The sequence below is a fragment of the Vibrio ruber DSM 16370 genome (assembly GCF_900163965.1).
Taxonomy (GTDB): domain Bacteria; phylum Pseudomonadota; class Gammaproteobacteria; order Enterobacterales; family Vibrionaceae; genus Vibrio; species Vibrio ruber.
The window spans coordinates 76019-96457 of the sequence record NZ_FULE01000047.1; the positions used below are offsets into that span (position 1 = coordinate 76019).

Annotated in this window: 20 protein-coding genes and 1 other RNA gene; 10 read left to right on the forward strand and 11 right to left on the reverse strand. The window is 49.3% G+C overall.

Translation table 11 applies throughout. From position 1 onward, the window contains the following. Positions 1-14: 14 nt before the first annotated feature. Complete coding sequence (locus VR7878_RS16840) at positions 15-893, forward strand: HEPN domain-containing protein (RefSeq protein ID WP_077337199.1); 879 nt, start codon at positions 15-17, stop codon at positions 891-893. 25 nt (positions 894-918) lie between these two features. Next, positions 919-1488 (forward strand): RNA 2'-phosphotransferase, encoded by a 570-nt coding sequence (locus tag VR7878_RS16845; RefSeq protein ID WP_077337200.1) that lies wholly within the window; start codon positions 919-921, stop codon positions 1486-1488. A 304-nt stretch (positions 1489-1792) separates the two neighbouring features. Here VR7878_RS16845 and ffs read toward each other — a convergent pair. After that, positions 1793-1889: signal recognition particle sRNA small type (gene ffs / locus VR7878_RS16850), an RNA gene on the reverse strand. Positions 1890-2170: 281 nt separating this feature from the next. Between ffs and VR7878_RS16855 the strand changes: the two genes are divergently transcribed. Next, complete coding sequence (locus VR7878_RS16855) at positions 2171-2503, forward strand: MGMT family protein (RefSeq protein ID WP_059120384.1); 333 nt, start codon at positions 2171-2173, stop codon at positions 2501-2503. On the opposite strand, the gene VR7878_RS16860 is transcribed toward VR7878_RS16855, so the two are convergent. Continuing rightward, positions 2492-2896: a YbaY family lipoprotein gene (locus VR7878_RS16860; RefSeq protein WP_159440497.1), complete on the reverse strand. Its 405-nt coding sequence runs from the start codon at positions 2894-2896 to the stop codon at positions 2492-2494. The genes VR7878_RS16855 and VR7878_RS16860 overlap by 12 nt on opposite strands. A 158-nt stretch (positions 2897-3054) precedes the next feature. On the opposite strand from VR7878_RS16860, the gene tesB reads away from it, so the two are divergent. Then, positions 3055-3945 (forward strand): acyl-CoA thioesterase II, encoded by an 891-nt coding sequence (gene tesB / locus VR7878_RS16865; protein ID WP_077337202.1) that lies wholly within the window; start codon positions 3055-3057, stop codon positions 3943-3945. Between the two features lie 380 nt (positions 3946-4325). Here the strand turns inward: tesB and VR7878_RS16870 are convergent, their stop codons facing one another. Further along, the gene (locus VR7878_RS16870) at positions 4326-4787 is read right to left on the reverse strand and encodes an Lrp/AsnC family transcriptional regulator (protein ID WP_077337203.1); all 462 of its coding nucleotides are present in this window, start codon (positions 4785-4787) and stop codon (positions 4326-4328) included. A 141-nt stretch (positions 4788-4928) separates the two neighbouring features. Between VR7878_RS16870 and VR7878_RS16875 the strand changes: the two genes are divergently transcribed. Beyond that, entirely contained in the window at positions 4929-6047 is a 1119-nt protein-coding gene (locus tag VR7878_RS16875) for a PLP-dependent cysteine synthase family protein (protein WP_077337204.1), read from the forward strand. A 32-nt stretch (positions 6048-6079) separates the two neighbouring features. After that, a complete protein-coding gene (locus VR7878_RS16880) occupies positions 6080-6643 on the forward strand; it encodes a hydrolase (RefSeq protein WP_077337205.1) in 564 nt (187 codons plus the stop codon). A 121-nt stretch (positions 6644-6764) separates the two neighbouring features. Here VR7878_RS16880 and VR7878_RS16885 read toward each other — a convergent pair whose 3' ends face one another. Further along, positions 6765-7631: a Tim44 domain-containing protein gene (locus tag VR7878_RS16885; RefSeq protein WP_077337206.1), complete on the reverse strand. Its 867-nt coding sequence runs from the start codon at positions 7629-7631 to the stop codon at positions 6765-6767. 158 nt (positions 7632-7789) lie between these two features. Here VR7878_RS16885 and VR7878_RS16890 point away from each other — a divergent pair, with 158 nt between their 5' ends. The 3 genes from VR7878_RS16890 to VR7878_RS16900 all read left to right on the forward strand — a co-directional run bounded on the left by VR7878_RS16890 (position 7790) and on the right by VR7878_RS16900 (position 11490). Next, positions 7790-8380 (forward strand): TetR/AcrR family transcriptional regulator, encoded by a 591-nt coding sequence (locus VR7878_RS16890; protein WP_077337207.1) that lies wholly within the window; start codon positions 7790-7792, stop codon positions 8378-8380. Positions 8381-8432: 52 nt separating this feature from the next. Further along, the gene (locus VR7878_RS16895; protein ID WP_077337208.1) at positions 8433-10304 is read left to right on the forward strand and encodes an MFS transporter; all 1872 of its coding nucleotides are present in this window, start codon (positions 8433-8435) and stop codon (positions 10302-10304) included. Positions 10305-10497: 193 nt separating this feature from the next. Further along, a complete protein-coding gene (locus VR7878_RS16900) occupies positions 10498-11490 on the forward strand; it encodes a YeiH family protein (RefSeq protein WP_077337209.1) in 993 nt (330 codons plus the stop codon). Positions 11491-11518: 28 nt separating this feature from the next. On the opposite strand, the gene VR7878_RS21255 is transcribed toward VR7878_RS16900, so the two are convergent. From VR7878_RS21255 to VR7878_RS16930, 7 genes are all read right to left on the reverse strand, one after another. Next, positions 11519-11686: a hypothetical protein gene (locus tag VR7878_RS21255; RefSeq protein WP_162841945.1), complete on the reverse strand. Its 168-nt coding sequence runs from the start codon at positions 11684-11686 to the stop codon at positions 11519-11521. 80 nt (positions 11687-11766) lie between these two features. Further along, positions 11767-13200, reverse strand: coding sequence for an o-succinylbenzoate--CoA ligase (menE, locus tag VR7878_RS16905; RefSeq protein ID WP_077337210.1), 1434 nt, complete (start codon positions 13198-13200; stop codon positions 11767-11769). After that, the gene (gene menC / locus VR7878_RS16910) at positions 13200-14183 is read right to left on the reverse strand and encodes an o-succinylbenzoate synthase (RefSeq protein ID WP_077337211.1); all 984 of its coding nucleotides are present in this window, start codon (positions 14181-14183) and stop codon (positions 13200-13202) included. The genes menE and menC overlap by 1 nt, the downstream gene beginning before the upstream one ends. Before the next feature lie 86 nt (positions 14184-14269). Beyond that, positions 14270-15136 carry a 1,4-dihydroxy-2-naphthoyl-CoA synthase gene (menB, locus tag VR7878_RS16915; protein WP_021018876.1) on the reverse strand — a complete coding sequence of 289 codons (867 nt, stop codon included), beginning with the start codon at positions 15134-15136 and terminating at the stop codon, positions 14270-14272. Positions 15137-15160: 24 nt separating this feature from the next. Further along, positions 15161-15955, reverse strand: a complete 795-nt coding sequence (gene menH, locus VR7878_RS16920) for a 2-succinyl-6-hydroxy-2,4-cyclohexadiene-1-carboxylate synthase (RefSeq protein ID WP_059120374.1) — start codon at positions 15953-15955, stop codon at positions 15161-15163. Continuing rightward, positions 15939-17714 carry a 2-succinyl-5-enolpyruvyl-6-hydroxy-3-cyclohexene-1-carboxylic-acid synthase gene (gene menD, locus VR7878_RS16925; RefSeq protein ID WP_077337212.1) on the reverse strand — a complete coding sequence of 592 codons (1776 nt, stop codon included), beginning with the start codon at positions 17712-17714 and terminating at the stop codon, positions 15939-15941. Before menD ends, menH begins: the two co-directional genes overlap by 17 nt. Further along, entirely contained in the window at positions 17711-19015 is a 1305-nt protein-coding gene (locus VR7878_RS16930) for an isochorismate synthase (protein WP_077337213.1), read from the reverse strand. The genes menD and VR7878_RS16930 overlap by 4 nt, the downstream gene beginning before the upstream one ends. Before the next feature lie 195 nt (positions 19016-19210). Between VR7878_RS16930 and VR7878_RS16935 the strand changes: the two genes are divergently transcribed. Continuing rightward, positions 19211-20425, forward strand: coding sequence for a pyridoxal phosphate-dependent aminotransferase (locus tag VR7878_RS16935; RefSeq protein WP_077337214.1), 1215 nt, complete (start codon positions 19211-19213; stop codon positions 20423-20425). Positions 20426-20439 lie beyond the last annotated feature (14 nt).

Consider the following 20439-nt stretch of genomic DNA (forward strand, 5'->3'; position numbering starts at 1 on the left):
CCGAATATTGCTTTATGAAAACATCTCTCGACCATTTGCCTGAATCCAAACAGCAGGAGCTTGCTACCATATCGGCCATTCTGCGCGATACGCTGGAAGACTATCTTCAGGGCAAAACAGCGAGTAAAAGCGAGTTTCGGATTGTGAAAATCATTCTGTTCGGCAGCCACGCCAAAGGCACTTGGGTCAACGATCCGATCAATGGCTATATCAGTGACTACGATATTCTGGTGATTGTGAATAAAGCCGCGCTGGTTGAAGAAGATGTCGTCTGGCAACGCGCCAAAGAGCAGATCGACCGTAAAGTCACTTCGGCACCGCTGGGATTGATTGTCCATGATTTGCAGGAAGTCAACGAGCGGCTACAACAGGGGCATTATTTCTTCAAAGATATCCGCGAAGAAGGGATTGAACTGTTTGCCGCCACCCCAAAACCGCTGGCAGAACCGGGGGATCTAACCGAAGCAGAAAAGCAGGAAATTGCCCGTAAGCATTATGAACAGTGGTTTACGAGTGCCAACGAGTTTTTCCTTTATTTTCATCCGATGGTTAAAAATGGTCATTTAAAAACAGCATCCTTTCAGCTTCACCAAGTCACGGAAAAATTGTTTGCCTGTACCCTACTCACCTGCACCAATTATTTACCCAAATCCCACAATATCGAAAAACTGGGGAAACTATGCGCCCAAATCGATGCTGAATTTGCAACGATTTTCCCGCTCGACAACAAATTCCACCGCCGCTGCTTCCGCCGCCTGCAACGCGCCTATATCGAAGCCCGCTACTCGGAGCATTATGAGATCACCGAGGAAGAATTGGCATATCTGGAAACAGAAGTGCAGCGGTTGAAAGGATTGGTGGAACGGGTTTGTTTGAAAAGAATAATTCACTAACTTGAATATGTAATAGAGAAAATATATGACTTCCCAAAATAAACTCAAGCAGATCAGTAAATTTTTAAGCTTTGTGTTACGCCACAAACCAGAAGCGATTGACCTAACGCTTGACCCACATGGATGGGCTAATATTGATGAGCTGATTGATAAAGCCTCTGCTTCAAATGAAATCGAAGATATTGACAGAAATTTAATTCAAGACGTTGTAGATACCAACGATAAAAAACGTTTCATTATTTCTGAAGATGGTCAGCATATTCGAGCTAACCAAGGACATTCGATTCATGTCGATTTACAACTACAATCTTCTGTTCCGCCAGAATTTTTATATCATGGTACTGCGACCCGATTTTTAGATAGTATTCTCGAAGAAGGATTAAAACCACAGCAACGCCAGCATGTCCATTTATCTGCAGATAAGGAAACAGCTGTCACTGTTGGCCAGCGATACGGTAAGCCTGTTATTTTAAAAATAAAATCCCAACTCATGTATGAGCAAGGTTTTGAATTCTATATTTCTGAGAATGGTGTTTGGTTAACGAGTTATGTGCCTTCGAAGTTTATAATCGACAAATGTCTGACCGAAGTTTGAAGTTTGTCTGTTGTAGACGACGGCACCCATGCGTTCGCGAAACTCTATTTCATGTTCCAACGCAAGCAAGCTAGCAGAGCTCTTATCGATACACCTGAAATTTCGTTTCGCATTTATGATCCAGTCGTGCACGAAACTGCGCCGGAACCTGAAATCTAAACGGCCAAGAGCCATTTTTTAATTGGGATCAATAGCGCATTTTAGTATCTGAGGTCAGTACCTGCGCAAACAAATATAACCAACTAAAATGTAAGGGATTGATTTTCTCAGGAAAGAGACGATTGGGAAAGAGACAATTGGGTGGAAGCCCCAGCCACATCCCGGCACACACGTCATTCGCTGTGGCTGCTACCTTCCGGTCCTGACCAGGTTCACGAATTAGTGTTGCGGGAGGACCAGGGCCTCCATAGATAAGGGCTTTGATGATAAGCATCGAAAGCGGGGTGATTATCAGGGATTGAGATCCGCATTGCAAGTCCCTTTCTGATAAAAGTGGCCTGATGCTAACTGAGTGGATAGGGATTAAGCAGATTCCCTTGTTTTTGCACTATTAAACCGCTTCCGTTCAACCGTTCACTTACAGTGCAAAGACCTGACAGAACGCTGTTTTGATCATACACTGATCAACATCAGTTCAGACTCTCAACCTATTGCATAAATTTTTCTGACGGATTCAATTGAGATGACTCACTCCGATGATAAAAAGCAATTTCTTGCTCAGGTGTTTACCGTGATTCACCAAATCCCGGCCGGTAAAGTCAGCACCTATGGCGATATTGCCAAAATGGCAGGTTATCCGGGCTATGCACGTCATGTCGGTAAAGCATTGGGGCAACTCCCGAAAGGCTCGACACTCCCTTGGTTTCGGGTGATTAACAGCAAGGGAGAAATCTCCCTGTCCGGCCCGGACTTTGATCGCCAGCGAGCCGAATTAGTCGCAGAAGGGATACCCATCAGCAGTCGTGGCAGAATTTCACTCCGCCACTATCGCTGGCAACCCGACTCAGTGGGATGATGCGCTTTTCACGGAGGTCATGCGGATTTGACCATCATATACGGAAGGTTCGAGCGCAAGTTCTGTGGCACTCCCTGCCCCCGTATACCGGACATGTCCCCGTTCAAAAATCTCGGCCTGAATACGATAGCGATGATTTTGTCGGATGTTCGACTGAGCATAAGAGAGTTGAAAGTCAATCGGCAACGTTAAACCATCACCATAAAATTGATATTTTGCAACCACCTGATTGTGTTGGGTCTGGTCATTGAGCGTCACCACCACAAACACTTTTTTCGGTAATGGATAATCACCGAGCAATGTGCCGGTTAGGTTATGAATCGGTGACTCTATCGGCTGAGCTTGCGTTTGTGCCAGTCCCCCTCTGCTAAGAAAAACACAGATAAGGGTCAAAAAAAGGCACCATTGATTGTTATATTTCATCATTATAAATTTTATATATCTTCCAGTTTGAGCCGATAATTATAGAGATAAATATCAATTGAACAAAACTTGATTTTTGATTTCTGACAGTGTTCGATGTCGGAGTGTAGATAACATAGTGAGGTAGTATGAGCGAGGCTCTCAATAATTTACTTGAACTTTTACAGTTAGAAAAACTAGAGGAAGGACTCTACCGGGGAGACAGTGAACACCTTGGCTTACCTCAGGTTTATGGGGGGCAAGTGATCGGTCAGGCACTCTCAGCCGCCCGCTATACCGTCGATTCCGAGCGAACGGTTCATTCATTTCATAGCTACTTTCTTCACCCGGGCGATCCGGAAAAACCGATTATTTACGATATAGAAAATCTCAGAGACGGGCGTAATTTCAGTACCCGACGGGTAAAAGCGATCCAAAATGGTCGGCCGATTTTTTATCTGACCGCGTCATACCACGGTGAAGGCACCGGCTTTGAGCACCAAAATACCATGCCAGACATCCCCGGTCCGGAAAATTATGCCTCTGAAACTGAGTTAATGAATCAAATTTCCCACCGTCTCTCTGAACCGGTCAAAAAAATGTTTTGTCGGGAGAAGCCGATTGAAATTCGTCCGGTGCATGTGGTCAATCCGTTCCAACCGGAAAAAATTGCACCCAAGCAGTATCTGTGGATCCGGGCCAACGGCAAGTTACCGAACGATCAGTTGATCCATCAATACCTGCTCGGCTATGCCTCTGACTGGGGATTTTTGATCACGGCATTGCATCCCCATGCAGTCACACTGATGACCCCGGGATTTCAGGTCGCAACCATTGATCACTCGATGTGGTATCACCGGCCATTCAGTATGGATGAATGGCTGCTGTTTGCGATTGAGAGCCCGAGTGCCACCTATGGCCGCGGACTGGTACGGGGAGAAATCTACAATCAACAAGGTGATTTGATTGCCAGTGCGGTACAGGAAGGTGTGATGCGTTTTCCTGATCACGCCGCGCCAAAGCCATCAGATGATGCTTAGTTGCGGCCATAACTTTTGTGATGACTGCAGGCTTTACTTTCCCCCAAGGGGAAGCTTTATGATACCGATGTAGTCATCATCAACACCGGAGGTCAGTATGGGATGTTGTAATACCCCCCCACCGGGCGGGAGTAAAAATATAGGTCTCTTCTTGAAATATATTGGGGTTTTATTTGCTGTCATTGTTTTCATTACATTGGTATTTGGTTAACCGGGCTCACTGATTAACCTTGAGTAAGTTCAGTAAGTCAGCTGACAGCTCTTAGCTCTTAGCTCTTAGCTCTTATACTTAAGTTCAAGTTCAAGTTCAAGTTCAAGTGGCCTGTCGGGACATTTTTCTGTGTCGGCAGGCCGAGGTGCATACTCAGTATTAACAACCGTTATGACAATGGCAGCTCCGTGGTATATTTCAGTGATTCCATTGCGAAGGTCGAAGTCACATCACTCAATCCTTCGACACGATTGACCAGTTGCTTGTAAAACTCGTCAAAGCAGCGCATATCTTTAACGACGACTTTCATCATATAGTCGTACTCCCCCGCCATTCGGTAGAACTCCATCACTTCTGGAAATTCTGAAGCGATTTCAACAAAACGAACGTACCACTCATGAGAATGATTACTGGTTTTGAGCATCACATAAGCGGTGAAGTTTAATCCCAATTTTTCCGGATCCAGCAACGCAACTCGTTTGTGGATCACGCCCATTTCTTCGAGCTTCTTTAACCGCTTCCAGCATGGTGTCGTGGTCAGATGAACCGCGTCAGCCAGCTCATTCAAAGACCACTCCGCATTCTGTTGTAATAATCGCAGTAATTGTTTATCGGTTTTATCCAATTTCATTCCACCACACTCCAATAAAAGAGAAATATTTTCTACCATTTAGCCAATAAACAGTAAAAAAAGAAACCTTTTTCTCAGTGAATCCGGTTATTTTTATTCTATTCGTTCGTTCACCTTCTCCGCTTTATAGGAAGTATTCATATGACCAGTCATCATAGTTGGATTAAGCAGGCAATTCATCAAATCATGGCCGAAGAAGCACATCATCCGGAAACGCCGCTGATCAAACTAACCGTACCCGGTTTACAGAACATCGATATTTACCTTAAAGATGAAAGTCGCCACCCGACAGGTTCACTGAAACACCGCTTGGCCCGATCACTGTTTTTATATGCGTTAACCAATGGTTTGATTGGACCGGACACCCCGATTATCGAGTCTTCTTCCGGCAGCACGGCAATCTCTGAAGCCTATTTTGCTCAAATGCTGGGCCTGCCTTTTTATGCGGTCATGCCGCGGACGACCGCGCGCAAGAAAATTGAGTTGATCGAACAATATGGCGGCACAGCACACTTTGTTGACCGTTCTTGTGATATTTACCCGGCAGCCCGGCAACTGGCTGAAACCCTCAACGGACACTATATTGATCAGTTCACTTATGCAGAACGTGCCTCAGACTGGCGCGGAACAGATAATGTCGCTCATGCGATTTTTGCCCAGATGGCACAAGAACGTTTTCCGCTGCCACGCTGGCTGGTGATGTCAGCCGGTACCGGTGGCACCTCCGCCACGCTGGGGCGGCATATTCATTATCGCCAGTACCCAACCCAATTATGTGTTGCAGATTGTGATAACTCAGTCTTTTACGATGCGTTTCTTCACAATAATTCTCAACTGACTTGTCAACAAAGTAGCCGGATTGAGGGGATTGGTCGTCCCAGAGTTGAGCCCAGTTTTATACCGGGTGTGATTGACACCATGATCGCCGTCCCTGACGCAGCCAGTATCGCGACCATTTACTGGCTGGAGCAGCAAACCGGGCGTAAAGCCGGCCCCTCAACCGGAACCAACCTCTATGCCACACTCCAGCTCGCCCGGCAGATGCAACGCAACGGTGAAACGGGCTCGCTGGTGACATTATGGTGCGATGATGGGGAACGCTATCTGGACTGCTACTACAATCCGGCTTGGGTAGAGCAACACATCGGTTCGATCGCGCCTTATCTGGCACAACTGGATTCATTTGAATTGAATGGGAATTTTTTTGAAGAACAGCAATCCAAGATCACATCTGTGCCTGAATATCAGGTAGAGATTTAATCTTCGATTCTCATCAATTCAAGGAAATCACGATGCTGACATTAAACCCGCATGAAACCGCATTGATTCTGATCGATTTACAACAGGGTATACTCGCTCCGCAGCGCTATCCGTATCCCTCAGATGAAATACTGGCAAGGTGCCAGTCGCTGGCAGCACGTTTTCGCCGGCATGGTGCAACCGTCGTCGGTGTGAATGTCGGTTGGTCAGCCGATCTGCAGGATTACCCACCCGGCGTAGTTGATGAACCGACACCAGCACCGGAAGCAATGGAACAGTGGATGACATTGGCTGATGGTGTGGTTGAAGACGGGGATGTCTTGATCACCAAACGGCAATGGGGTGCATTTACAGGAACAGCACTCGACATGCAGTTACGCAGACGCGGAATTCGTCATCTCGTTGTCGTCGGGATTGCCACCAATATGGGCGTGGAATCAACCCTGCGCCATGGCTGGGAACTGGGATATAACATGATCACCATCGAAAATGCTTGTAGTTCTTTCTCATCCGAATTTCACCACATGGCCTTTGAGAATATTTTCCCGCGGCTGGCTCGCGTGCTGCCACATGGTGATGACTTGCATTTTGTTTAGAGAGCATTTTGTTCAGGGCGCTATCGACGGCATATTGTGAATTCGGTGTCAGGATATCAAATCAATAAACAGAAAAATGCCTCCGCAAGCGGAGGCATTTTCATATAGTCAGTGAAAATAACTAACCTTGAATCCCGACAATCAGCCAGGGTGCATTCGGTACGGTTAAATCCCGTTCAAGATGCCAGATATCGTGGATCTCTTCTTCAATCCCTTCAACAGCATCACGATAACGCCCTGAAAATTGCAAGCTCAACTGGGCACGGTTCGCATCATAGTCAGCACGGACAAACTCAGCATCAACATACATAACATCGGTATGCTGCTCACCGGTCAGTTTCTCCCGCTCGGCTTGCAAATCTTCAAACAGGCTTGCAGAAACATACTCACGAATCGTATCTAACTCATTATGATTCCATGCGCCTTGCAAGATGCGATAGTGCTCCCGGGCTCCATTGAGAAAGGCAACCCGGTCAAACTCCGGCGGATAACGGTGCGGCACGTCACTGGCTGCGTTGGTGCCAAAACCGCTTCCCCCGGCAGAAGAATAGTCAGACTCTTCGAAATTATGCACGTGAGACTGGCGATGGGCATTCCCGCCAAATGCCGGTTGCTGCTGATTCATACTGCCCTGCTTGGCTGCCAACATGCCGCGCAATAATTTGAAGATAAAATACGCCACTAACCCGATAATCAGAATATCCATGAACTGGATACCTTCAAAAGCGCCACCAAAGAAGGCTGCCAACAGCCCACCGGCGAGCAAACCCCCCATCAGCCCGCCCATCAGTCCTTTACGTCCGGCATTTTGGGTCTGACCGGCTTTCGTATCCTGTGTTTTAGTGTTGCTGTACTGTTGCTTCGGTGCCGGCGCTGTTTTGAAACTATTGCCCAAAGAGCGACCACCGCCAAATTTTTTCGCATCAGCAACCGGCATCACCGCTACTGAAACAATGAGTAGAGTCATTAACGATAAAAAGCGTTTCATGTCTATCCTTCGTCTTGTTAAAAGGGATCAGAAGTATCATAGACACTCCTACTGACCAAAGAAACACTTTACATGTATCAGAATATTGCAGGCTTTGATTGACGCTCAGACAAGGGGACAATAATATATTGAACGTTGTTCATTAACGATTACAGACCATGGCCAGAAGAAACGACCACACGCGAGAAGAACTCATTCAGCTGACATTGGAACATGTCAAAAAATTCCTTACCAGTCACTCCTATCATGAACTGAGCTTACGTAAGGTCGCAGCCATGATTGGTTATGTCCCCAGCACATTAGTCAATGTATTTGGCAGCTACAACCTGCTGTTATTACATGCGGTCGCACAAACACTCGATGAACTGATTGAGGAGGCGCGACAAGCCGTCAGTCACAGTCGCGATCAGCGGGACGCTTTATTTCAGTTAGCCTACTGTTATCATGATTTTGCCCAGCGCCACACCTTCCGCTGGCAGCTCATTTTTGAACACAATATGAATGGTGAAGATCTGCCCGAATGGCAGACACAGCGCATCGATCACATGACAGATATTCTGGAAACGCTGCTCAAACAGTTAGCACCACAACGTTCGGCAGAAGAAATCACCACCACCAGCCGGGTTTTGTGGGCCGGTGTTCACGGTATCACTTTACTGAGTGTTGATGATAAATTCTTTGCATCATCCCCGATTGACGGTAATGAACTGATTCATAATTTACTGACCCATTATCTGCAAGCTTGGTAATCAAACTTGCTCAAACCGCTTTGTGATCACTCTGGGTAAAAAGGATGTTCCCATGTCTAACACGACTTCATCTCTGCTCTCATCCCGGCGCTTTTTGCCCTATTTCATTACCCAGTTTTTCGGGGCATTTAACGACAATGTGTTTAAAAACATCCTGTTGCTGTTTGTTGCGTTTAGCAGTGCCGATCAACTGGCGATTTCAAGCACACTGTTTATTAACCTCGCGGCCGGCTTATTTATTCTGCCTTTCTTTCTGTTTTCAGCCTCTTCCGGCGTCCTTGCGGATCAACTGGAAAAAAGCGGGCTGATCCGCAAAATCAAGTTATTAGAAATTGTCATCATGAGTCTGGCTGCCATTGGCTTTATTACTCACAGTTATCTGATGTTACTGCTGCTGTTGTTTTTGATGGGCACCCAGTCCGCTTTATTCGGTCCGGTTAAATATGCCTTGCTGCCACAGCAGCTCAAACCGGATGAACTGATGAGCGGCAATGCACTGGTTGAAACCGGAACATTTCTGGCCATTTTGCTCGGCACCTTACTGGCAGGCGTCATCGCCTCAATCCCGAGTGCAGAATACATCGCCGCAGGTGCCATCTTGGTGTTTGCACTCTGTGGCTATCTGGCAAGCCGCTACATTCCCCATGCTCCGGCAACGGCTCCAAGCCAGCGTTTTCACTGGCGTCCTGTCTCACAAACCCGTCAAACGCTGCGGATTGCCAAGCAGGATCCCGTGATCTACCGAACCATCCTGATCATCAGCTGGTTCTGGTTTATGGGAGCAACTTATCTGACACAGTTTCCAAATTTCACCCGTGATTTCCTTTACGGCAATGAAGGAGCGGTCTCTTGGCTACTGACGCTGTTTTCGGTCGGTATTGCACTCGGCTCTTTACTGTGCGACCGCCTGTCGCGCCACCGGGTTGAACTCGGGCTTGTGCCACTGGCTTGTCTGGGGATCTCGTTTTGTGGTTACGGGCTGGTCAACAGCATACCGGACGCATTACCTCAAGCAATGGGCTTTACAGCCTTTGTCACCAACACCGAACTATGGCCACTATTTTTTAGCTTATTATGCCTGGGGGGCTTCGGGGGAATGTTTATCGTCCCTTTGTATACGTTATTACAACAACGCGCCCACCCGGAACAACGTGCACAAGTGATTGCAGCCCTTAATATTTACAACGCACTGTTTATGGTGATCAGCGCAATCGTCGCAATCATCGTCCTGTCGTTGTTGCAATGGTCGATCCCCGACCTGTTTTTGCTACTCGCATTAATCAATCTGGGCGTCGCGGTTTATTTACTGTATCAGCGACCGATTGAGACGCTGCGTTTCGTATTGGCCTGTCTGGCAAGGCTGTGCTATCGCACGCATTATCGTAATCTCCACCATCTGCCGTCTCAAGGCGGTGCCCTGCTCATCTGTAATCACGTCTCATATCTCGATGCACTGATACTCAGTGCCGCCTCACCACGATTGATCCGTTTCGTGATGGAAGCCGACTACACCACCCTTCCTCTGATTCGGCCGGTTTTGAACCGCGCGGGCGTCATCCCGATCTGTGCTTCGCACGCGAAGACAATTCGCAAAGCATTTGTGCAGATTGAGCGGGCACTTCAACAAGGTGAACTGGTCTGTATCTTTCCTGAAGGGCGGCTCACACCAGACGGTGAAATCGGGCCATTTCTCCGCGGTCTCGACCGCATCATTCAGCACACCAGCGCCCCGGTCATTCCGATGGCACTCAAAGGGATGTGGGGCAGTTATTTCAGTCGCTATCGCGGCCGGGCTTGCCGGGGGCTGCCGCAACGTTTCAGAGCCAAAATTGAAGTAGAAGCGGCACCACCGATCATGGCAGCGGACACTGACAGCACCCAGTTGCGGCAACATGTGGCTGAGTTAAGAGGCTCATGGCGCTAGGGGGTCATTTGCTTAGGATAGCGAAGCGGCATGCGCCGCGATCAATACCCGTTCAGATTGAACAAAATTCAACCACGAAAGGTCAACAGCCCCTAATTGTTCAATTTTAATGAATGAAAGTTAAAAACATTCAGACTGACTGATCGCCGGTTTCGGTTAGAATAGCGATATCTTCTCTGATCGTGGTATCGACATGGCTCCTTTATTCAGTCGTTTGTTCAGTAATACTTTTGCCTTCAAAAAGGCTGACTCGCTCAAACATGCTTGCCAGTTCAAAAACATCCCGTTCGTACTGGGGGTGCTGGTTTGTACGACATCTTATATCACCTCACCTTCAGCACTGGTCATCGGATTTTTTCTGACTACTTTAGGGCTGGTACCACAAGGGCTTCCTTTAGCAAAGATCACCAAAAAACTACTCGCCTACTCGATTATCGGCCTCGGATTCGGCATTCCGCTGCAAACGGCACTCACCGTCACCGCTCATGGCTTGGGGCTGATTGTCGCCACCATATTCAGTACCTTATTGATCGGCTGGTTTGTCAGTGTCCGGGTCGGGCTGAAGCGTAAAACAGGTTACCTGATCGCTTCCGGGACGGCGATTTGCGGTGGTAGCGCCATTGCAGCCGTTGCTCCGGCCATCGATGCAGATGATGAACAGATTGGTCTGGCACTGGGCACAATTTTTGTCCTCAATTCACTGGCTTTATTTATATTTCCGGCGGTTGGTCACCTGCTCAATATGAGTCAGACAACATTCGGCACTTGGGCAGCGATTGCCATTCATGACACATCGTCGGTGGTCGGTGCAGCTTCAGCCTACGGAGAAACCGCACTCAAAACGGCCACCACGTTAAAACTGGCGCGAGCCCTCTGGATTATCCCGGTAGCACTGCTCAGCACATTTTTATTTCGCAGCCAATCAAGAAAAATCACCATTCCCTATTTCATCTTGTTCTACTGCGCTGCGATTATTGGTCATGACCAATTACCCCGGTTTTCTGAGATTTATCAGGGGATCTTTACGCTGGCGAAACAGACCCTGGTTATCTGCCTGTTTTTGATTGGCTGTAGTTTGTCGTTCGATAAGTTGCGTCAGGCAGGGCCGCGGCCGTTACTGTTCGGTGTCGGTTTGTGGATCCTCGTCTCGGTGTCATCACTGAGCTGGATTATGCTGACTCAGTGAATCGATGCAGCACGGCACCGATCCGGATTCACAGTGAAGACGTTTGGCGAGAGGATTGGCGGGGAGAACGTTCTAAAAACAGCACCACAATTAACAAAAATGCGGTCAGCTCCGCCAATGAGCGGGTAGCGCCACTATTGAGCACGGCCACAAAAAGCTGAATGATAATGGTCGCAATCATGAGCCCTTTTTTCATTGGATATGCCTTTCAGTTAGTTAAACTAGGCTAATTATGACCAAAAGACATATCAAACCAAAATTCAGTTTTGGACTAACTCATAACTGCTTGTCAGGATCGAGACCTTGCTCGATTGCAGCGTTTAACCACGTTTTGACCGCTGCACGGGAGATTTTAATCCCTTGGGGACGGCAGTGCTCAGGCAAACGATAATAACTGTCCGGCCATTTGAATTTCTCCAGGCGCCCTTCAAGCCACGCGCTGATATCCGCACTCATCGATTGCCAGTCCTGTTCACAGTCAATCACAGCGACCGGACGCATCCCATAGGTTGCATCGGCAACCGGAACTATCACCGCTGTCTCAATCTGTGGATGTCGCACTAAAACCGCTTCAATTTCTTCGCAATGAATATTTTCCCCGCCGGAGATAAACAGATTGTCCGCCCGCCCGGTGACATGCAGTTCCTGATCGTGCCAGTACCCCATATCCTTGCTGTCAAACCACCCTGTTTCATCACACAAGGGGGTCAGTTCTCCCTGACGATAATAGCCACAAGCCAACGTATCACCGCTGATATAAATTCGTTCGTCAGCAATTTTCACCTGACGAAAAGGCAGCACCCGGCCACAACTCTCAAGGCCACCGACCTGCTTTGCCGTCACCGTTGACGCAGCTTCTGTCATGCCATACCCGAGCCAGGTTTCGATACCGAGCGCAGCCGCTTGCCGGGCAAGTTCCGCCGGAATATGACTGCCCCCGAGCAACACATGGGTCAGTGCAAGCGGGATTGGCTGCGCCAGCAAACGCTGTAACTGGGTCGGCACCAAAGATGCGTGGGTCACATCTGCGAGTTCACCGGCTGCGACACGCCCGATACGCAGACAAGCCCCGGCTTGCAACCAGCGATAAATAATCGACAAGCCGGACACATGATAGACAGGCAGACTCAGTAACCACGTATCACCGGCCGAGAAATGAAACTGAGATAACAACCCTTGCGCTGAAGCAAAATGCTGATGAGAGGTATGGGCAACCGCCTTCGCGTCTCCGGTCGAACCGGACGTAAAGATTAAGCTACTCAACTGCTCAGCATGATAATGCGGGGGCAGGACGGCATCAGCGGTCTGCTGACACTCAACCATACGACAGTCCGGTAACTGCATCTGCAATGCCGCGGCATCGCTTGGATCGGTACAGAACAACCATCGGGTTTGATGCGGACGGTAAATTGTCGCCAGTTTGCGTTGCAGCATGACAACCGGCTGTGGTGGCACAAAAGCCGTCAACGCCCCGGCATATAATCGCGCCAGAAACAACCAGACCATATCGGGATGATTTTTGCCGACCAGCGTCACCACATCGTCAGTTCCGACCCCCTGTTGTTGCAAGGCCGCGGCAATGGCAGCAACCCGCTCGGCCACCGCCTGCCAACAATAACTCTGCTGCCCCACTTTCAGCGCAACAGCCGTCGGCCGCGCCTTTGCCCAACGCAGCCAGGGAACGTCACCGCTTTCCTCACCGTTCGTCATCAGGATGTCCAGATTAATTCCTGACTTTCCAGTGCCACAACGGGTAAATCACAGCCCGGCCACGCCACAGCCAGCTGCTGCTGAAACAGACCGACAGTATCCAGCCCCGGCACTTCATCCGGCATCAACCAGCGAGACAGCCGTGCCAGCTGGCACAACCCGAAACTCGATTCAATACTGGAACTGATCACCGGCTGCATTCCCAGCGTTCTGGCTTTTTCGATCAGGTAACGACACCGTTCAATTGAACCAATCAGGGTTGGCTTAATGATCAGTGCTTTCACGCCGGTCAGATCCTCCAGACTGAACGCCGGATCATGTAATGACTCTTGTAGGGTTTCATCCCACGCAATCGCAATACCGGTATTGATCGCAAACGCGATACTGTCACTCGGTGCCGCACAGGGTTCTTCAATATAAGCAATTCGCTGCCGGTAGGAGTGGGAAATCTTACTGGCAAACTTGGCCGCCTGTTCTGGAGTCCAGCCACGGTTAACATCCAGCCGCAGTGATAAATCAGGGATGCTTTCCAGCAACAGATTGACAATCATCCCGTCACGAACCGGCTCATACCAGCCCACTTTCACTTTGGCGACTTTTTTCGGCAATACTTGGAGACGTTCGATCAATTCATCCGGGTCACCAATACACAAAGGTGCCGCAAAGTAATGCCCTGCTTGTGGCAGTTCACCGGATAACTCGGCTTCTGCGGCAGATAAGCCAAATGCCACGGAAGGATATAACGTCTGATAGTCAATCACCTCTCCACGACACCAGCGTGCCAGTTGTTCTTGCAGTTGCACCCCCGCTTCAGTCACTGATTCGAGACTGAAACCGATTAATGGCGCGACTTCACCCCGCCCCACCTGATTCTGCTCATGCATTTCTACGATGAAGCCTTCGCGTTCCAGTAGCTTCTCGTTGCGAAGAATCACGCCACTATCCATCGGTAACCGATAGCGATACAGTTTTGCACTACGCATGTTAGCTGATCCTCTTAACCGATGTCCGATGGTTCGATTGCCACCAGACACCTTATTCCAATCATTTATTTCAATCGTTGCCGAGCCTACGGGTTCCGAGGAAACTTGTGAAAATCAGGGCGACGTTTTTCGTTGAATGCATTGCGTCCTTCCTGACCTTCTTCAGTCATATAAAACATCATCGTCGCATTACCTGCCAGCTCTTGTAACCCGGCCTGACCATCACAGTCTGCATTCAGGGCGGCTTTCAGACAACGCAGCGCCATCGGGCTGTGTTGTAATACCTCCCGACACCAGCGGACGGTTTCTTTTTCCAGATCCGCCAAGGGTACGACGGTATTCACCAGCCCCATATCAACGGCTTCCTGCGCATCATAAAAGCGACATAAGAACCAGATTTCACGCGCTTTTTTCTGGCCGACAATTCGTGACATGTAAGACGCGCCCCAACCACCGTCAAACGATCCGACTTTCGGCCCGGTCTGACCAAACTTGGCATTGTCAGCCGCGATGGTTAAATCACACATCATATGTAAAACATGACCACCGCCAACGGCCCAGCCCGCCACGGCTGCAATTACCGGCTTCGGACAAGTCCGGATTTGACGCTGAAAGTCTAGTACATTGAGGTGATGTGTGCCTTCGTCATCACGATAACCGCCGTAATCACCGCGAATTTTCTGATCACCGCCGGAACAGAATGCATCCTCTCCCAGTCCGGTCAGAACAATCACACCGACACCAGAGTCATAGCGGGCATCAGCCAACGCTTGAATCATTTCTTTGACCGTCTGGGGACGAAAAGCATTGCGAACCTGCGGCCGGGCAATGGTAATTCTGGCAATACCATCATCCGATTTGTGATAGTGGATATCTTGATACTCACCGCTACAATCGTTCCAATTGACCGGTGCATAAAGTTCTTCTTCACTGATACCTACAGTAATTGTCATAATCTACCTATCTTGTTTGAGCTGTCATCTCTGATGAGCGAGCAGTGTCCGAAGACACCGGGCAAACGCCGCGGGTCGCTCCTGATGGACATTATGTCCTGCCTGCAAAACAATCTCTATTGGCAACCCGCTTGGTTCAGCAAGTTGACGAAATTTTTGATCGCGCTCCCCGCAGATATACTGAACGGGAATTGGTTGTGCTTTCAGTGCCGGCAGCAAATCCGGCTGCAAAGCCAACGATGTCGCACGCATCATCGCTGCAATGTTGACGCCAAGATTATCACTACGCCGGGTGATCAAATCTTGTCTTTGCTCATGGTTGAGTGAGGAAAATACCGGCTGCTGATACCAACTGACTAAAACATCAGCAATCGGCTCAGATGCAAAGCGAGCGGCCCATGCCTGATCCTGTAGCCAGCGGGTCTGACGGGCTGACTCATCCTGTAAGCCAAAGTTGCCCCCTTCAATCACCAAAGAGGTTACATTCAGCCCCGACCAGGCACCATGAACGGCACCATACATGGCTAACCGCCCCCCCAGTGAATAGCCTATCAGTACCAACGGTTGTGCCGGTGGTAACCGCCGGGCTATCGTCTGAGCAATCTGAGCACAACAGTCGTCAAAATCGGTACAGCGTTGCGTGCGACTGTTCCCATGCCCGCACAAATCGATAGTCAAACGGGGAAAATCACACAGTTGTGCCAGCGTTTCCGACCAATCTTTACCACTGCCCAGTAAACCATGTAACCACACCAGCACTGGTCGATCCTGCGTGAGGTCTGACGCCGCCGGGGTGTAATCACTATAAAGTACAGACATGCTGAATAACCTGCTGAATGTGCTGTGCTGCCTGTCCGGCCGGGACACTGACTTCAACCACCAAACCATGCTGCCCGCGCTCAATATGCTGTGTGACACAATCCGTCAGTGCGCTGACACTTTCAGGCTTGGCATACTGCAAACCAAACTGGGCGGCTGCATGTCGGAAATCATAGCCATGTGGCATCTGATACAAGTCAGTTTTCTGTTGTTTTGGGACGGGCAGTAAGTCAAAAATTGCACCGCCGTCATTATTGGTCACCACAATCACAAACGGCTGCGGAGTATTGCTCAACAACGCGAGCGAATTGAGGTCATACAGCAGAGAAGTATCGCCCAGCAGTAATAACATCGGATGCTGCCGTTCGTGCTGAACTCCGACAGCCGTTGCCACCAGACCATCAATACCCGACGCACCGCGGTTGGAGTACACGTTCTGATGATTGATAGTCCCGAACATATCCACTAAACGAACAATCAAACTATTGCCGATAAATAAATCCGCAGTGGGAGCCAGTGTCGCCACTGAGCGCGCAACATCCAGCTCAGAAAGGGTCGTCGTTGTTGCTGCTACTTGCTCTATCACTGCCGGGATACCCTGAATCATCGTCAGCAATTGATCCGCCCAATTGGCTGATGAGCGATCCGTTGACGAGCAATCCGTTGACGAGCAATCCGTTAATGAGCAACCGGCTGATAAATTGTCTGCCTGAACCGATTCAAGTTGCACATCAACCCAATTTGCAACCGGAGCCACGATCTGCTGTTGGGGCAGATGAGACGGGTTATTGCATTTCTCATCCGCAGCGACCAGCACATAATGACTCCCATGCTGGGTGACTTGCTGCTGCAACCACTGATTGAGCCGTTTGGAAACCACTTGTCCCCCAAACTGAATGATCAGCTCACATGCTGATAAAATCTGCCGCGATAGTGGATGATGAAGCCAGAGATCGAAATATGCCCAGTCACTTGATACGCCCGATTGGGGGTCGCAGAACACAGGCCAGCCCAACCGCTGTGCAAATGCTTTGGCTTTTTCTGCATCAGCCAACGACAAAGAGCCGATAATCACAACCCCGCGCTGACGCAACAGTGTCGGCTCCGGCCGGACAGGTGCATATTGACCGCCACATTTGCGGCTGTACGGCAAACCTTGTGTCAGCCAGTGCTGCACACGGCTCAGATAAGCCGCATCATCAATGACTTCATCATGCTGGATATACAGCGGTTCAGGAAACGGACAATTGATATGGACTGCGCCACCACGACGCTCCTGCACCGCAAGTGCCTGATCAAGTGTCGTGAGCAACCAGTTGGGCGCAATCGCGGTGGTCGGGCTGGGTAAGTTGATCGCCTGAACCACATGCGCGGCAAAAATACCCGGTTGCTCAATCGCCTGATTCGCACCGCAGTCAATCAACTCTACCGGGCGGTCTGCGGTTAACAAAACCAGTTTTTCGCCCGTCAAATTAGCTTCAACCACACACGGGAGTAAATTCGCCACCGCAGTCCCCGATGTCACAATCACGGCGACCGGTTGATGACTGGCTTTTGCCAGACCCAGCGCCAGATAACCCAGCCCTCTTTCATCAAAATGGCGATGGAGCTGCAACGCCGGATGCGCATCGGCCTCGAGTGTCAATGGTGTAGAACGCGAGCCCGGAGCAACACACACATCACGCACGCCCAGACGCGACAATTCCTCCAGAATCAAGCGACTCCAGATCCGGTTCAAAACCGCTTGTTGAGATTTCACGATACTACTTCCTCCGGCGATATCTCCGTGATCAGACTGAGTAAGGTTGACATCTTACGATTCAACTCTAACCACTCATGCTCAGCAACCGAGCCACTTACAATCCCGGCACCGGCAAACAGTTTGACCTGCTTGTCCATCACCAGTGCGCTGCGAATCGCGACACAGAATTCAGCACGCTGATGACTGATATAGCCAATCGACCCGGCATACCAGCCTCTGGGGAACGGTTCATAGCGTTCAATAAAAGTTTTAGCGGCTTGTCTCGGTAACCCCGCTACCGCGGCAGTCGGTTGCAACGCACCCAGTAACTGGACGCCATTGATGGTCGGATTGAGTTCAGCGGTAATATGACGTTTCAGATGTTGTACACGCCGGAGTTTCACCAATTGTGTTTCCGCCCCGACCTCAACCGACCGCGCCAAAGGCGTTAAACGCTCGACAATATCATCGACGACATACTGATTCTCGGTCATATTTTTCTCATCATGGATCAGCCAGTCGGATAATGCCTGATCCTGCCGGGCATCCTCACTCCGGCCAATCGTTCCGGCCAGCGCTTCAGTGACCAGCGCCTCACCGTGACGCTGATACAAACGTTCCGGTGTTGAACCGACGAAACTATGCCGCTGATCAATCGCCAGTAAGAAGTGAAAACTCTGATCGTTGCAACGGCGACTTTCTTTTAATAACTGGGCGGCCTGAATCGACTGCGTCAGTTCAAATGTGGACTGCCGTGCTAACACGACTTTATCAAACTGCTGCTGTGTCATCGCAGACAATGCCTGCTCAACCAGTTGGCACCATTGGGCTCGCGAAGGCGCGTGATCAACGCAAAGCACTTCAGTTTCTATCGGGGGTAACACCGGAATGTCCGACTGAAGCTGCTGTAATGCCTGAATCGTCTCATCACGCGCTGTCAAATTGGCACATAAAAACCATGCATCCCCTTCGCGAATCAACTCAATTTGCGGCAGAAAGAAAAATGCTTCTTTACAGTAAGGATTTTTGGCCGTTCCGCCATCAAAGGAGCGCCCGCCCCAAATGCGCTGAGAGGCAGAGATCGCTTGATAGGCCGGTGCCGGATCCGAAAAAGTCATACAAGCCCCCAACGCCACGACTTCTTCCCGGTCTTCCCGGTCTTGCCAGTAAAATTTAGGGAACAAGGTTTGTACGGCAAGCCAGTCAGGTAAAGAAAAATGAGGAGGGAAATCAAGCGCCTGTCGGCATCGGCTCACTTGTGGATCAGCCTGATGAATTTGGTGAATAAGTTGGTTTACTGCTTGGTAGAAATAAGACAAAGCGACCTCAGCTGGGGGTGTCGTAACGACTCTATTGATTGATTTATCTGTTCCTGTCAAAGGATGTAGAGCATTTTATGTCAGATGCTCCCGAAGCTCTAGCCCAGAAATCAGATAATTTTAGATTTTTATTCTTTTAAAACATGATTTAGTGTAACTTAATAAAAAAATTCAATTATTTCCGGGGGAGCTGCCATGCAAAATATTGGGATGTCATCAAAACTTGATAATGTCTGCTACGACATCCGGGGTCCGGTACTCAAACATGCTAAACGTATGGAAGAAGAAGGACATAAAATCCTAAAACTCAATATCGGTAATCCGGCCCCTTTTGGCTTTGATGCCCCCGATGAAATTCTGGTTGATGTGATCCGTAATCTGCCGACATCGCAAGGTTATTGTGATTCCAAAGGGATCTATTCTGCCCGCAAAGCCGTGGTTCAGCATTATCAGAAAAAAGGATTACGCGCCCTCGATATCGAAGATGTGTATATCGGTAACGGCGCTTCCGAGCTGATCGTGATGTCGATGCAGGCGCTGTTGAACAATGGCGATGAAATGCTGGTGCCGGCACCGGATTACCCACTGTGGACAGCTTCTATCTCACTCTCCGGCGGTAAAGCGGTACATTATCTGTGTGATGAAGCATCAGACTGGTATCCCGATTTAGACGACATCAAGAAGAAAATCACCCCGAACACGCGCGGTATTGTATTGATCAATCCGAATAATCCGACCGGTGCAGTCTACAGCCGTGACTTTTTGCTGGAGTTTATTGAAATCGCCCGCCAGCACAATCTGATTATTTTCGCCGATGAAATCTACGACAAGATTTTATACGACGGTGCAACCCATACCCCGATTTCAACTCTGGCCGACGATGTTCTCATGGCGACGTTCAACGGCCTGTCAAAAGCGTATCGTGTCTGTGGGTTCCGAGGGGGCTGGATGTTCCTGACCGGTCCGAAACACCTCGCGGAGGGTTACGTCTCCGGGCTGGATATACTGGCATCGATGCGTTTGTGTGCCAATGTGCCGATGCAACATGCGATTCAGACTGCACTGGGCGGCTATCAGAGTATCAATGAACTTATTTTGCCCGGTGGCAGATTATTGGAACAGCGTGATCGCGCATGGGAGATGATTAATCAGATTCCGGGCGTGTCCTGCGTCAAACCCAAAGGTGCGATGTATTTGTTCCCGAAAATTGATACCAAGATGTACAACATTCATGACGACCAGAAAATGGTGCTCGATTTTCTGATTCAGGAAAAAGTGCTGCTGGTTCAGGGCAGCGGCTTTAACTGGCCGAAACCCGACCATTTCCGCATCGTCACGCTGCCGCATGTTGAAGATCTGGAAATTGCTATCAGTCGTTTCGAACGGTTCCTCTCAACTTACCGACAGTAGCAAATCTATCTCGA